Genomic DNA, 13,228 nt, shown 5'->3' with positions numbered 1-13,228 from the left:
ACATGACGACGCATACCCGCATCCGCCAATTCAACACTCGGGAAACCTATCCCGAACAGAAGCTGGACAACGACCTGTGCCAGGCGGTCGTTGCCGGCAACACGGTGTATCTGCGCGGCCAGATCGGCCAGGATCTCGACACCCGCGAATCGGTCGGCATCGGCGACGTGGCCGCGCAAACCGAGAAGGCGATGTCGAACGTCAAGTTGCTGCTGGACGAATGCGGCAGCAAGCTCGAGGACATCTGCAAGGTCACGGTCTACCTGATCGATCCGCGTTATCGCGAAGCCGTCTACAACGTGATGGGCCGCTGGCTGAAAGGCGTGTTTCCGGTGTCGACCGGCATTGTCGTGCAGGCGCTCGCGCGTCCCGAATGGCTCGTCGAAATCGACGTCATCGCGGTGAAACCGGACGCGTGAGTCCCGCTTGCCTCGCGAGTTTCGGCTCGACGGATTCGGCAGCCCGAGGGGGCGCCGTGTCCGGACTCGCGAGGGCAACGCCAAGTCATGAGCATGGCCAACCTCGCCGGACAACGAATCGATCGCCGCGCCTCATCTTGACGTTTCGTTAACATCTCCCCGCCTACCATAGCTGCCGTAACAGCAATCATTCCCACTCATCGACGTCGCCGTCCCGCCGCGCCGTCTCGTGCAACGGCAGTCAATTGAAATCCCCAAGATGGACCCTGGCCGCCGGCAGCGGCAGCCAAGGCAATGCGGGCCGCCAGCGTCAACCCGCATCCGGGCGGCGCTTCGCCGTGCTCGGCGTGTCGCTCGGCGTTCTAGCCCTGCTCGCCCTTGTCAGCCTCGCCGTCGGCTCGCACGCACTCGGCCCGGGCGCCGATACCGCCCTTTACCTGCGCCATTACCGCCTGCCCCGCACCGCACTCGCGATCCTCGTGGGCGCGGCGCTCGGGCTGTCGGGCTGTCTCGTGCAGACGGTCACGCGCAATCCGCTGGCCGGCCCCGGCATCCTCGGCGTCAATTCAGGGGCGGGATTGTTCGTGGTGCTCGGCATCGGCGCGGGGGCGATCGCGCCGCTCGAACAGTTCGGCCTGGCGTTCGCCGGTGCGGGCGTGGTGGCGACGCTGGTGTTCGCGGGCCGCTTCCTGTCGCGCTCGTCGGACCCGGTGCGGCTGCTGCTGATCGGCGCGGCGATCGGCGCGAGCCTCGAATCGCTCACGGCAGGCGTCACGCTGCTCCAGCCGAACAGCCTCGAACAGTTTCGCCAGTGGGCGGTGGGCTCGGTGGCCGATCGCGACGCGGCCATGCTGCCGGTGCTGGCCGCCTGCGTGGCTGTGGGCCTGCTGGTCAGCCTGGCGATGGCGCGCGCGCTCGACGTGGTGGCGATGGGCGACGAGCATGCCGGCGCGCTCGGCATTCATCGCGGCCGGCTGCTGCTCGCGTGCGGCGCGACGATCTCGATGCTGTGCGGCGCGGCCACGGCGGCGGCCGGCCCGATCGTGTTCGTCGGCCTGCTGGCGCCGCATCTGGCGCGCGTCACGATCGGCGTGGGCATGCGCTGGGCCTTGCCGATGTGCGCCCTGATCGGCGCGCTGTTGCTGTTGTCGGCCGACATCCTCGGCCGCGTGCTGATTCCCGGCAGCGAGATCCCGGCCGGCGCGATGTCGGCGGTGATCGGCGTGCCGCTGTTCTTCGCGATGGTGCGGCGGCGAGGATTCAAGCCATGACGCGCATGACGATGGCGCTGGCCGCCGCCGTGGCCGCCCTGCTCGCGACGCTGCTGGCCCAGCTCTGCCTCGGCCCGTTCGGCCTCGCGCCGCACGCGGTGTTCGACGCGCTGGCCAACCCGGCCTCGCCGGACCGCTTCGCGGTGCTCACGCTCGGCCTGCCGCGCTACGTGGTGGGCGCGCTGGTGGGCGCGGCGCTCGGCGCATCGGGCGCGATCTTCCAGACGGTCACACGCAACCCGATCGCCAGCCCCGACGTGCTGGGCTTCGGCGCGGGCTCGGCCACCGGCGCGATCGTCGCGCTCCTGATCGACGGCGGTTCGCCGGCCTCGGCCGCGCTGCTGGCGGTCACGGGCGGGCTGGCGACCGGGGTGGTGGTCTACGGCCTGTCGGGCGGCCTGCAAGGCTCGCCGCGTCAACTGGTGCTGTCCGGCATCATGATTTCGGCGCTGCTGTCGGCGGTGAACGGCTATCTGCTGATCAATACCGACGTGCAGGACACGCAGGTCGTGCTGACCTGGCTGTCGGGCAGCCTCAACACGGCGTCCTGGCAGGACGTGCCGGGCCTCGCGGCGGCGCTGGTCGCACTGCTTGCGATCTGCCTGCTGCGGCAGCGCAGCTTCGGCCTGATCGAATTCGACGACGCGGTGGTCACGACGCTCGGCGCGCGCCCGGGCCTGCAACGCGCGTCGTGGATCGTGCTCGGCGTGCTGCTGGTGGCGATCGCCACGGCGATCACGGGGCCGATCGCGTTCGTCGCGCTGGCGGCGCCGCATATCGCGCGCCGCATGGGGCGCGGACGTGTGCCGAACGTGCTGCCGCCGGCGCTGGTCGGCGCGGTGCTGGTCACCGGCTGCGACGCGATCGCCGCGAACGCGCTGCCGGTCCATCCGCCCGTGGGCATCGTGACGGGCGCGCTCGGCGGCTTCTATCTCCTCGTCCTGTTGCTCCGGCCCGACGCGCGATCCGCCGCCGCGCCCTCTTCCTGAAAGGATTGTCATGCGTTGCGCTTTACCGTTTCCTGTTCGCGCCCGCCAGCGCCTCGGCCGCCTGGCGCGCCAGGCGCGCGCGGCCGCGGCCGGCCTCGCCTTGCTGGCCGCCGGCACGGGCCTGGCCGCGGCTGCCGGCCCCGATGCCGCCGCGCCCGCGTTTCCGGTGACGATCACGCATCAATGGGGCACGACGGCCGTCACGCGCCAGCCGTTGCGCGTGGTCGCGCTCGGCTGGAACGAGGCGGACGTGGTGCTCGCGCTCGGCGTCACGCCGGTCGCGATCCAGGATTGGCAGCAGCTCGGCCTCAAGCCGGGCCAGGTCAACCCGTGGTCGCAATCACTGGTGCATGGCCCCGCGCCGGTGATCCTGCCGCGCGGCGACCTCGATTTCCGGCGGATCGCCGCGCTGCACCCGGACCTGATTCTCGACGTCAACGGCCGCGACAACAGCTCGCAGGCGAACTACCAGTTGCTGTCGCGGATCGCGCCGACGGTAGCCTCGCCGCCCGGCCTGACGAACAACAACCTGCCGTGGCAGCGCCAGGTCATGATCGACGCGCTGGCGCTCGGCAAGGTCGAAGCGGGCAAGGTACTGATCGCCGCCACCACCGCGAAAATCCAGGCCGTGAAGGCCGCGCATCCGGCGTTCGCGGGCAAGACGTTCACGATCAACTGGGGCGTGCAGAACGGTTGGCACTCCTATGTCGAAGGCGATGTGCGGCCGCAGTTGCTGGAGGATATCGGCCTGACGCTGTCGCCGGCCGTCAAGCGCCTGCCGGCCCGCAATTACTTCGCAGACCTGCCGATCGAGCGCACCGGCGCGATCGACGCGGACCTCGTGCTGCTGGTGGCGTTCGCGCGCCCGGCCGCGTCGATCGTCGGCGAGCCGGCCGTGCGGGCGCTCGACGCGTTCCGCCGGCACCGCGTGGTGCTGCTCGACAACCGGCGCGACGCCGAACTGCGCGCGGCGTTCGCCACCGGCTCGCCGGCCAGCATCGACTATTCGCTCGACCACCTCGTGCCGCGCATCGACCGCGCGCTCGCGGGGGCGGGTGACGGAGCCACGCCGTGAACGCGGCCGAAACCGACGCACTCGCCCCGCCCGTGACGGCCGCCAACGACGACGGCCTCCAGGCGCACGGCCTGAGTCTGCGCTATCCGGGCGGCACGTCGATTGCCGAGAACCTCGACGTGACGATCGCACCGCACCGCTTCACGGCGATCGTCGGGCCGAACGGTTGCGGCAAATCCACCTTGCTGAAGGCCTTGAGCCGCCTGCTGCGCCCGGCGCAGGGCAGCGTGTTGCTCGACGGGCGCGACGTGCGCGATTACGCGTCGAAGCCGTTCGCGCGGCGGGTGGGTTTCCTGCCGCAATCGTCGCAGGCGCCGGACGGCGTGACGGTGGCCGAACTGGTCGGGCGCGGGCGCTATCCGCATCAATCGGCGTTCGGCTGGCAATCGGCCGAGGATCGCGCCGCGATTGCCGAAGCGATGGCCGCCACGGACGTGGCCGAGCTGGCCGATCGTCGGGTGTCCGAGCTGTCGGGCGGGCAGCGGCAGCGTGTGTGGATCGCGATGTCGCTGGCGCAGCAGACCGACATCCTGCTGCTCGACGAGCCCACCACGTTTCTCGATCTCGCGCACCGCATCGAGGTGCTCGAACTGTGCCACCAGTTGAATGCGCGGCACGGCACGACGATCGTCGCGGTGCTGCACGACCTCAACGAAGCGTGCCGTTACGCGGACGACATGATCGTGATGCGCGGCGGCCACCTCGTCGCGCGTGGCGATCCGTGCGAGATCGTGACGCCGGCGGTGATCCGCGCGGCGTTCGGGCTGGATACGCAGGTGATCGCCGATCCGGTCACGGGCACGCCGCTGGTGCTGCCGCTGCTGGCCGGCAAGCGCCGCGCCGCATCAACCGTCGGCCAGCCCGCCAGCCGCTGAATCCGGGCCGGCGCCGTCGCGCGCGGGGTGCTGCTCAAACCCCAAACCCCGCCCCTGGCGCATCGAGCGCCGCCAGCGCCTCCCCCAATTGCTCCGCGAACGCTCGCGCCACCGGCCCGAGCGGCTCGCTGTCGAGCGCCGCGATCGCCACGCAAAACGCCAGCGCCGGCCGGAACGGCCGCATCACGAGCCCGTTGCCGGCGCAGGTGCTGGCGATCAGGCGGCTCACGATGGTCACGCCGATGCCGCGCTCGGCCATCGCGCAGGCCACGCTGACCGAATGCACCTCGGCCGCGATCGCCTGGCTGATGCGGGCATTGCGAAACGACGCATCCACTTCGTGACGCATCGAACTCTGCCGCCACAACAGCACCATCGGCACGCCGTCCAGATCGCGCGGGCCGATTTCCGCCAGCGCCGCCAGCGGATGACCGGCCGGCATCACGCACACCGCCTCGCTCACGAACTCGCGCACCATCGTCAGGCCCGGCTGCGGATCGGGCAGGCGCACGATCGCCAGGTCCACCTCGCGGCTGCGCAACGCCTGCTCGGACGCCTGATAAGTGCCCGAAAACACTTCGAGCACGGCATCGTCATAGGTTTCGTAGAAGCGCCCGAGCACCGCGGGCAGCAGCGATTGCGCGAGCGTGTTCGGCACCATCACGCGCACCAGCTTGCGGCGCGTGCCGGCCAGCCGCAGTTGCTGCGCATGCCGCTCCAGGCAGCGCGCGGCTTCGAGAATCGCCTCGGCGTCGCCTACCAGCGCGTCGGCCTCGCGGGTCGGCGCGAGCCGCCCCTGCTCGCGCTGGAACAGGGTCAGGCCGAGGTCTTCTTCCAGTTGGGCCAGCAAGCGGCTGACCGCCGACTGCGACAGGCCCAGCCGCTGCGCGGCGGCCGTCGTGGTGTGCAGCGCGGCCACCGCCGCGAACGCTTCGAGCTGTTTCAGGTTCATCGCAGTTTATGCATAGGCGTATGCCGATCGCGCATAGGCTTGCGACCGCCATATTGACGTCGAATCATCGCATCCAACGACCGGCACCGGACAGGCGCCGGCCATCGCATTCTCAACATTCGAGGTTCGACACGCAATGATGGCCTTCATCATCCGCCGCATCGTCCAGAGCGCCGGCGTCCTGTGGTTGACGTCGCTGCTGGTGTTCTGCGGCGTCTACGCAATCGGCGACCCGGTCGCGATCCTGATCCCGGCCGACGCCAGCCCCGCCGAGATCGCCCAGGCGGTGCGCGCGCTGGGGCTGGATCAGCCGCTCTGGCAGCAATACCTGCATTTCGTGGTGCATGCGCTGCATGGCGACCTGGGGCGCTCGTTCGTGTTCGACGAGCCGTCGATTCGTCTGATCTTCGAACGGCTGCCGGCCACGCTGGAACTGGGCTTCGTCGCGCTGGTGCTGGCGCTCGGCATCGGTTTGCCGCTCGGCCTGCTGGCCGGGCTGCGCGCCGGCTCGCGATTCGACCGGATGGTGATGTCCGGTTCGATCCTCGGCTTCAGCCTGCCGAACTTCTGGCAGGGGATCATGCTGGTGCTGATCTTTTCGGTCACGCTCGGCTGGCTGCCGTCGGCCGGGCGCGGCGCGCTCGGCGACTGGTTCGGCATCCATACGAGCCTGGCCACGCGCGACGGGCTGCTGCACCTGCTGCTGCCGGCGCTGAATCTCTCGCTGTTCAAGATGTCGCTGGTCACGCGGCTCACGCGGGCCGGCGTGCGCGAAACGCTGCCGCTCGATTACGTGAAGTTCGCGCGCGCCAAGGGCCTGCCCGAGCGCCGCGTGATCGGCGTGCACGTGCTGAAGAACATCCTGATTCCGATCGTCACGGTGGTGGGCATGGAGTTCGGCTCGCTGATCGCGTTCGCCACGGTAACCGAAACGATCTTCGCGTGGCCGGGCGTGGGCAAGCTGATCATCGACAGCATCACGCGGCTCGATCGCCCGGTGATCGTGGCCTATCTGCTGATCGTCGTGACGATGTTCACGCTGCTGAACCTGCTGGTGGACATCGTCCAGTCGCTGCTGGACCCGCGCGTGCGGCTGGAGGCGGCATGATCGGCCTGCTCGCCCGTTCCCTGCGCACGCGCCTCGCGTTGCGCACCGCGCTGCCCAGGCTGCCGCGGCTCGATCCGCACACCACGGCCGGCCGCGTGGTGCGCAGCCTGGCGGCCACGCCCGGCATCGCCGCCGCCAGCGCGGTGCTGATCGTGCTGATCGCCGTGGCGCTGCTCGCGCCGTGGATCGCGCCGCAAAACCCCTACGACCTCGCCCAGTTGAGCGTCAGCGACGCGCGGCTGCCGCCGTTCGCGCGCGGCGGCAGCGGCCACCTTTACCTGCTCGGCAGCGACGCGCTCGGCCGCGACATGCTGGCCGCGATGCTGTACGGGCTGCGCATCAGCCTCGGCGTCGGCCTGCTGGCCGGCGCGGTGGCGATGACGCTGGGCACCACGCTGGGCCTGTGCGCCGCCTACTTCGGCCGCACCGTCGACGCGCTCGTGATGCGCACCGTCGATCTGCTGCTGGGCTTTCCGACCATCCTGGTCGCGCTGATGGTGCTGGCCGTGCTCGGCCAGGGCGTGGACAAGGTGGTGCTGGCACTGGTCACGGTGCAATGGGCCTACTTCGCCCGCACGGTGCGCGCGGTGGCCGCCGTCGAGCGCCGCAAGGAATACATGGAGGCCGCGCGCTGCCTGGGCCTCGGCCATCGCCGCGTGCTGTTCGGGCATCTGCTGCCGAACTGCCTGCCGCCGGTGATCGTGATCGGGCTGGTGCAGGTGGCCTCGGCGATCTCGGCCGAGGCCACCCTGAGCTTTCTCGGCATCGGTCTGCCGGTCACTCGGCCGTCGCTCGGCCTGCTGATCGCGAACGGCTTCCAGCAACTGCTGGCCGGCAACTACTGGATCAGCGTGCTGCCCGGCCTGCTGCTGCTCACGCTGGTGTTCAGCATGAACGTGGTCGGCGACAGCGTGCGCGAAGCGCTCAACCCGCGTTTGCAGAAATAGGATCGACATGACGACGCCCACGCTTTCCGTGCAGCACTTGCGCACGCATTTCTTCACCGGCGACGGCATCGCGCGCGCGGTCGACGACGTCAGCTTCGACGTCGCGCCGGGCGAGGTGGTCGGCCTGGTCGGCGAATCCGGCTCCGGCAAGTCGATCACCGGCTTCTCGGTGCTCGGCCTGGTGGATGCGCCGGGCCGCATCGTCGGCGGCCAGGTGCTGTTCAACGGCCGCGACCTGACCACGCTCGCGCCCGATGCGCTGCGCCGCCTGCGCGGCAACCGGATCGCGATGATCTTCCAGGATCCGATGATGACCTTGAACCCGGTGCTGCGCATCGATACGCAGATGATCGAATCGGTGCGCGCCCATGCCCGCGTGTCGAAGGCCGCCGCGCGCGAGCGGGCACGCGATGCGCTCGCCAAGGTCGGCATCGCCTCGCCCGACGAACGGCTCTCGGCCTATCCGCATCAACTGTCGGGCGGCATGCGCCAGCGCGTGGCGATCGCCATCGCGCTACTGCACGAGCCGGACCTGATCATCGCCGACGAACCCACCACCGCGCTCGACGTGACGATCCAGGCGCAGATCCTCGCGCAGATGCAGGCGCTGTGCGAGCGCACGCGCACGGCGATGGTGTGGGTCAGCCACGATCTGGCGGTGGTCGCGGGGCTCGCGCAGCGTGTCTGCGTGATGTACGCGGGCCGCATCGTCGAATCGGGCAGCGTGGACGCGATCCTCGACCGCCCGCGCCATCCCTACACGATCGGCCTGATCGAATCGCTGCCCGAGCATGCGCCGCGCGGCGCGCCGCTGAAACCGATTCCCGGCATCGCGCCGAACCTGCTGACGCTGCCGGCCGGTTGCGCGTTCGCGCCGCGCTGCACGCGCGCCAGCGCGCAGTGTCGCAGCACCGAGCCGCCGGTGGCGGCCGACCACGATCACACCTGGCGCTGCTTCCACCCGCGCAACGGAGACACTCAATGAGCCCCCTTCCCGAAACCGCCCCGCTGCTGGAGGCGCGGCAACTGTCGCGGCGCTTCGCGCGGCGGCCCCATTACGCCGAGCGGATCGCCGGCTGGCTCGGCGCGAAGCCGGCTGCGCCGGTGGTGCATGCCGTCGACGGCGTGGATCTGACGATCCGGCGCGGCGAGGTGCTCGGCCTGGTCGGCGAATCGGGCTGCGGAAAATCCACGCTCGGCCGGATGCTGGCCGGCGTGGTGCCGCCGTCCGACGGCACGATCCGCGTGTTCGATGCGGCAGCGGGCGAGGCAACCGCAGCCGCAACCCAATCCGGCGCGCAACGGCTCGCCACCCAGTTGATCTTTCAGGACCCGCTGTCGTCGCTGAATCCGCGCAAGCGGGTGCGCGACATCATCGGCGAGGCGCCGCGGGTGCATGGCCTCGTCGATCGCGCCGGCTACGACGCGTTCGTGGTGGACGTGATGCAGCGCGTCGGGCTGAACCCCGATTTCCGCGATCGCTTTCCGCACCAGTTCTCGGGCGGCCAGCGGCAACGGATCGGCATCGGCCGCGCGCTGGCCGTGAACCCCGATTTCCTGATCTGCGACGAATCGATCGCCGCGCTCGACGTGTCGATCCAGGCGCAGATCATCAATCTGTTCATGCGGCTGCGGCGCGAGCTCGGCCTCACCTACCTGTTCATCAGCCACGACCTGGGCGTGGTCGAGCACCTGAGCGACCGCGTGGCGATCATGTACCTCGGACGCGTGGTGGAAACCGCCCCCACCGAGGCGTTGTTCGCGCGGCCGCAGCATCCGTACACCGTCGCGCTGCTCGGCCAGGTGCCGCGGCTCGCGAACCGCCGGCATCGCTTCGAATCGATTCGCGGCGAGCTGCCCTCGCCGCTCGCGCCGCCGTCCGGCTGTCACTTCCACCCACGCTGCCCGCACGCGAACGCGCGCTGCCGCAGCGAGCGGCCGCTGCTGCGCGAAACCGCCAGCGGGCACTGGAGCGCCTGTCATCTCGTGGAGGCGGCATGATGCGGCTCCGTTTCCCGGCGAACGCGCGGCGCGGGTTGCCGGCGCGACTGACGCTCGCCGCCTGGCTGGCCGCCGCGCTGGCGGGTGCGGCTCCCGCGCAGGCCGCCGATGCGGCGGGTGCCGCAGGTGCCGCTCGTCGCGACATCACGATGGCGCTGGCCTCCGAGCCGGCCTCGCTCGATCCGCTGTTCTCGCGCACGCAGAACAACATGCAGACGGCCGAGAACCTGTTCGAGCGCCTGATCTCGCAGGACGAAAACCTGCAGGTGCGGCCCGGCCTCGCGCAATCGTGGCGCAACCTCGATCCGACCACCTGGGAATTCCATCTGCGCCCCGGCGTGCGCTTCTCGGACGGCTCGCCGCTGACGGCCGACGACGTGGCCTGGTCGCTGCAACGCGCGCGCCAGGTGCCGAACAGCCCCGCGCCGTTCTCGGGCGCGGTGGCCGAGATCGCGCGCATCGACGTGATCGATGCACTGACCTTGCGGATCGTGACGAAAACGCCGTCGCCGGCCTTCGTCGAGCAGGTCGGGCTGGTGTATATCGCGTCGCGCCGCGCCGCGGCCGGCCACGCCAGCAGCGATTACCGCAACCCGGCCGTGGCGGTGGGCACCGGCCCGTACCGGCTGGTGCGCTGGATTCCGGGCGACCGGCTGGTGCTCGAACGCAACCCGTATTACTGGGGCAAGCGCCCCGCGTTCGACCACGCGACGCTGCGCTTCGTGGCCAATGACGCGGCGCGGCTCTCGGCGCTGATGTCCGGCTCGGTCGATTTGATCGACAACGTGCCGCCGGTCACGCTCGATCGCCTGCGCCATACGCGCGACGTGACGCTGTTCTCGGGGCCGTCGGCGCGGCTGATCTATCTGGCGCTCGACGGCTCGCGCCCGGTGTCGCCGTTCGTGCATGTCGCGGCGAACCCGGCCGGCGGCGCGCAGGCGGGCGCGAACCCGCTGCGCGACGTGCGGGTGCGCGAGGCGATCTCGAAGATGATCGATCGCGAGGCGATTGCGCGCTACCTGCTCAACGGCGCGGCGCTGCCGGCCGCGCAGATCGCGCCGCCCGGCCTCGGCGGCCACGACCCGCGCCTGACGCCCGACGCCTTCGACCCGGCCGGCGCGCGCCGCCTGCTGGCCGAGGCCGGCTACCCGCAGGGCTTCCGGCTCACGCTGCACGCCTCGAACGACCGCTTCGCGAGCGACGGCGACCTGGGCCAGGTGCTCGGCCAGATGCTGGCGCGCGGCGGCATCCGCATCGACGACGTGGTCACGCAGCCGTACAACGTGTACGCCGGGGCGGCCGCGAAGCGGGCCTACAGCGCGTTCGTGTTCAGCTTCGGCAACAGCACCAGCGATTCGGCGATCGCGCTGACCAACGTGATCGCCACCCATTCAACGGCGGCCGGCACCGGCGCGTTCAACCGCACGCGTTATTCGAACCCGCGCGTGGACGCGCTGCTGCAACAGGCCTCGCAAACCTTCGACACCACCGCGCGCCGCCAATTGCTGGCCGACGCGGCCGATGTCGCCTTCCGCGATTACGCGATCGTGCCGCTCTATTTCCCCGTCGATTACTGGGCGGCGCGCGGCGGCGTGATCTTTCATCCGAACCAGGCCGAACGCACTTCCCTGCTCTACGTAGAGACCCGACCATGACGTTTTCCGCTTCGCCGACCGCCGCTTTCCCCGATGCCGCCGCCTCGCCGGCGGCCGGGCTGGCCGACCTGATGGTGCCGATGCGCGACGGCGTGCGCCTCGCCACCGACGTGTACCTGCCGCCCGGCTACCGGGTGGGCATCGACGCGCCGCTTCCGGCCATTCTTGAACGCACGCCGTACGGCAAGACCGACCTGTCGCGCTCGGAGATCCACCACGGCGCGCCGCCGATGAACCGCGCCGACGTGGCGCGCTATTTCGCGGCGCGCGGCTATGCGGTGGTGATGCAGGATTGCCGGGGCCGCTACGGCTCCGAAGGCGCGTTCGAGAAATACATCGCGGAAGGCCCCGACGGCTTCGACACGATGGCCTGGATCGCCGCGCAGCCGTGGTCCGACGGGCGGGTCGGCACGATGGGCCTGTCGTACGCGGCGCACACGCAACTGGCCGCCGCCTGCCTGAACCCGCCCGCGCTGGCCTGCATGGTGCTCGATTCGGGCGGCTTCGCGAACGGCTACCACTGCGGCATCCGCCAGGGCGGCGCGTTCGAGCTGAAGCAGGCCACCTGGGCGTTCAACCGCGCGCGCAACAGCCCGGCCGCCGAGGCCGATCCGCTGGTGGCTGCGGCGCTGGCCGGGCACGACCTGCGCGACTGGTTCGCGCGCATGCCCTGGCGGCCCGGCCATTCGCCGCTGGCCAGCGTGCCGGACTACGAGCATTACCTGTTCGAGCAATGGACGCGCGACGCCTACGACGACTACTGGCGCCAGCCCGGCATCTGCGCCGAGCATTTCTACGGCGCGATGCGGCGCGTGCCGGCAATCTGGATGTCGAGCTGGTACGACGCCTACGTGCAGAGCACGCTGGCGAATTTCGCGGCGCTGTCGGACGTGCCCGAGGCGCCCGCGTATCTGATCATGGGGCCGTGGCTGCACGGCGACCGCAACGTGCGCTACAGCGGCGACGTCGATTTCGGCGAGCATGCGGCGATCGAAGGCGAGCTGGCCGAGGATTGGCTCGCGATGCGCGCACGCTGGTTCGACCGCTGGCTCAAGCCGGCGGACGCGCCGCGCGCCGTCGAGCCGGTGGCCCGCATCTTCGTGATGGGCGGCGGCAGCGGCCGCCGCAACGCCGACGGCCGCATGTCGCACGGCGGGCGCTGGATCGGTGCGCCGTCATGGCCGCTGCCCGGCACGCAAGCGGTGCCGTTCCACCTGCGCGCCGACGGCTCGCTCACCCGCGATCCGGCCGCGGCCGACGACGCGCAAACCTCGATCGCCTACGCGTTCGACCCCGCGCGCCCGGTGCCCACCATCGGCGGCGCGCTGACCTCGGGTGCGCCGGTGTTCGAGGGCGGCGCGTTCGACCAGCGCGAGCTGCCCGGCTTCTTCGGCGTGCAGGCGCCGGGCCGGCCGCTCGCCGCACGGCCCGACGTGCTGGTGTTCCAGACGCCGCCGCTCGAACACGACGTGGCGGTGGCCGGCCCGATCCGCGTGCGGCTGTGGGTATCGAGCGACGCGCCCGACACCGATTTCACGGCCAAGCTGATCGACGTATGCCCGCCCAACGCCGATTACCCGGACGGCTATGCGATGAACCTGACCGACGGCATCTTCCGCTGCCGCTTCCATGCGTCGTGGGAAGCGCCCGAGCTGCTCGAAGCGGGCCGTGTGTACGAGATCGCGATCGAGCCGTTCGCCACCGCGAACCGTTTCGCGCGCGGCCATCGCATCCGCATCGACATCTCCAGCAGCAACTTCCCGCACTTCGACGTGAACCCGAACAGCGGCGAAGCGCCCGCGCTGGCCCGCGCGCCGCGCGTGGCCGTCAACCGCGTGTGGCTCGGTGCGGGCACCCCGTCGCAGCTCGTGCTGCCGATCGTGGAAACCGCGCAACTCGACGCGCTCGCGCTGCCGCCGCACACCGCCTGAACCGG

12 protein-coding genes are annotated in these 13,228 nt (G+C 70.7%); 11 read left to right on the top strand and 1 reads right to left on the bottom strand.

Features of this window, described 5'->3' with window-relative positions:
• Positions 1-2: 2 nt before the first annotated feature.
• From AB4851_RS13505 to AB4851_RS13485, 5 genes are all read left to right on the top strand, one after another.
• Entirely contained in the window at positions 3-419 is a 417-nt protein-coding gene (locus tag AB4851_RS13505; protein WP_414447624.1) for a RidA family protein, read from the top strand.
• Between the two features lie 245 nt (positions 420-664).
• On the top strand, positions 665-1,690 hold the full coding sequence (locus tag AB4851_RS13500; protein ID WP_414447623.1) for a FecCD family ABC transporter permease: 1,026 nt from the start codon (positions 665-667) through the stop codon (positions 1,688-1,690).
• On the top strand, positions 1,687-2,679 hold the full coding sequence (locus tag AB4851_RS13495; RefSeq protein WP_414447622.1) for a FecCD family ABC transporter permease: 993 nt from the start codon (positions 1,687-1,689) through the stop codon (positions 2,677-2,679). Before AB4851_RS13500 ends, AB4851_RS13495 begins: the two co-directional genes overlap by 4 nt.
• A gap of 10 nt (positions 2,680-2,689) precedes the next feature.
• Positions 2,690-3,754, top strand: a complete 1,065-nt coding sequence (locus AB4851_RS13490) for an ABC transporter substrate-binding protein (RefSeq protein WP_414447621.1) — start codon at positions 2,690-2,692, stop codon at positions 3,752-3,754.
• On the top strand, positions 3,751-4,629 hold the full coding sequence (locus tag AB4851_RS13485; RefSeq protein ID WP_414447620.1) for an ABC transporter ATP-binding protein: 879 nt from the start codon (positions 3,751-3,753) through the stop codon (positions 4,627-4,629). Before AB4851_RS13490 ends, AB4851_RS13485 begins: the two co-directional genes overlap by 4 nt.
• Positions 4,630-4,663: 34 nt before the next feature.
• On the opposite strand, the gene AB4851_RS13480 is transcribed toward AB4851_RS13485, so the two are convergent.
• Positions 4,664-5,581 carry a LysR family transcriptional regulator gene (locus tag AB4851_RS13480; RefSeq protein ID WP_414447619.1) on the bottom strand — a complete coding sequence of 306 codons (918 nt, stop codon included), beginning with the start codon at positions 5,579-5,581 and terminating at the stop codon, positions 4,664-4,666.
• 136 nt (positions 5,582-5,717) lie between these two features.
• Between AB4851_RS13480 and AB4851_RS13475 the strand changes: the two genes are divergently transcribed.
• From AB4851_RS13475 to AB4851_RS13450, 6 genes are read left to right on the top strand one after another with little or no spacing between them, the layout of a single operon-like run.
• Positions 5,718-6,689: an ABC transporter permease gene (locus AB4851_RS13475; RefSeq protein ID WP_414439165.1), complete on the top strand. Its 972-nt coding sequence runs from the start codon at positions 5,718-5,720 to the stop codon at positions 6,687-6,689.
• Positions 6,686-7,636 (top strand): ABC transporter permease, encoded by a 951-nt coding sequence (locus AB4851_RS13470; RefSeq protein ID WP_414447618.1) that lies wholly within the window; start codon positions 6,686-6,688, stop codon positions 7,634-7,636. Before AB4851_RS13475 ends, AB4851_RS13470 begins: the two co-directional genes overlap by 4 nt.
• A 7-nt stretch (positions 7,637-7,643) precedes the next feature.
• A complete protein-coding gene (locus AB4851_RS13465) occupies positions 7,644-8,621 on the top strand; it encodes an ABC transporter ATP-binding protein (RefSeq protein WP_414447617.1) in 978 nt (325 codons plus the stop codon).
• Positions 8,618-9,637, top strand: coding sequence for an ABC transporter ATP-binding protein (locus AB4851_RS13460; RefSeq protein WP_414447616.1), 1,020 nt, complete (start codon positions 8,618-8,620; stop codon positions 9,635-9,637). Before AB4851_RS13465 ends, AB4851_RS13460 begins: the two co-directional genes overlap by 4 nt.
• On the top strand, positions 9,634-11,292 hold the full coding sequence (locus AB4851_RS13455) for an ABC transporter substrate-binding protein (RefSeq protein WP_414447615.1): 1,659 nt from the start codon (positions 9,634-9,636) through the stop codon (positions 11,290-11,292). The genes AB4851_RS13460 and AB4851_RS13455 overlap by 4 nt, the downstream gene beginning before the upstream one ends.
• Positions 11,289-13,223, top strand: coding sequence for a CocE/NonD family hydrolase (locus AB4851_RS13450; RefSeq protein ID WP_414447614.1), 1,935 nt, complete (start codon positions 11,289-11,291; stop codon positions 13,221-13,223). The genes AB4851_RS13455 and AB4851_RS13450 overlap by 4 nt, the downstream gene beginning before the upstream one ends.
• Positions 13,224-13,228: the final 5 nt, after the last annotated feature.

The organism is Burkholderia sp. 22PA0099, from assembly GCF_047497165.1.
Taxonomy (GTDB): Bacteria; Pseudomonadota; Gammaproteobacteria; order Burkholderiales; family Burkholderiaceae; genus Burkholderia.
Note: the sequence above shows the minus strand (reverse complement) of the source record. Positions and strands in the feature narration are given on the sequence as shown.

Bases quoted from the DNA above. Each gene is read 5' to 3' on its own strand.
- AB4851_RS13455 (WP_414447615.1), top strand. From the start codon at position 9,634: ATGATGCGGCTCCGTTTCCCGGCGAACGCGCGGCGCGGGTTGCCGGCG.
- AB4851_RS13490 (WP_414447621.1), top strand. From the start codon at position 2,690: ATGCGTTGCGCTTTACCGTTTCCTGTTCGCGCCCGCCAGCGCCTCGGC.
- AB4851_RS13470 (WP_414447618.1), top strand. From the start codon at position 6,686: ATGATCGGCCTGCTCGCCCGTTCCCTGCGCACGCGCCTCGCGTTGCGC.
- AB4851_RS13505 (WP_414447624.1), top strand. From the start codon at position 3: ATGACGACGCATACCCGCATCCGCCAATTCAACACTCGGGAAACCTAT.
- AB4851_RS13465 (WP_414447617.1), top strand. From the start codon at position 7,644: ATGACGACGCCCACGCTTTCCGTGCAGCACTTGCGCACGCATTTCTTC.
- AB4851_RS13460 (WP_414447616.1), top strand. From the start codon at position 8,618: ATGAGCCCCCTTCCCGAAACCGCCCCGCTGCTGGAGGCGCGGCAACTG.
- AB4851_RS13450 (WP_414447614.1), top strand. From the start codon at position 11,289: ATGACGTTTTCCGCTTCGCCGACCGCCGCTTTCCCCGATGCCGCCGCC.
- AB4851_RS13480 (WP_414447619.1), bottom strand. From the start codon at position 5,581: ATGAACCTGAAACAGCTCGAAGCGTTCGCGGCGGTGGCCGCGCTGCAC.
- AB4851_RS13475 (WP_414439165.1), top strand. From the start codon at position 5,718: ATGATGGCCTTCATCATCCGCCGCATCGTCCAGAGCGCCGGCGTCCTG.
- AB4851_RS13495 (WP_414447622.1), top strand. From the start codon at position 1,687: ATGACGCGCATGACGATGGCGCTGGCCGCCGCCGTGGCCGCCCTGCTC.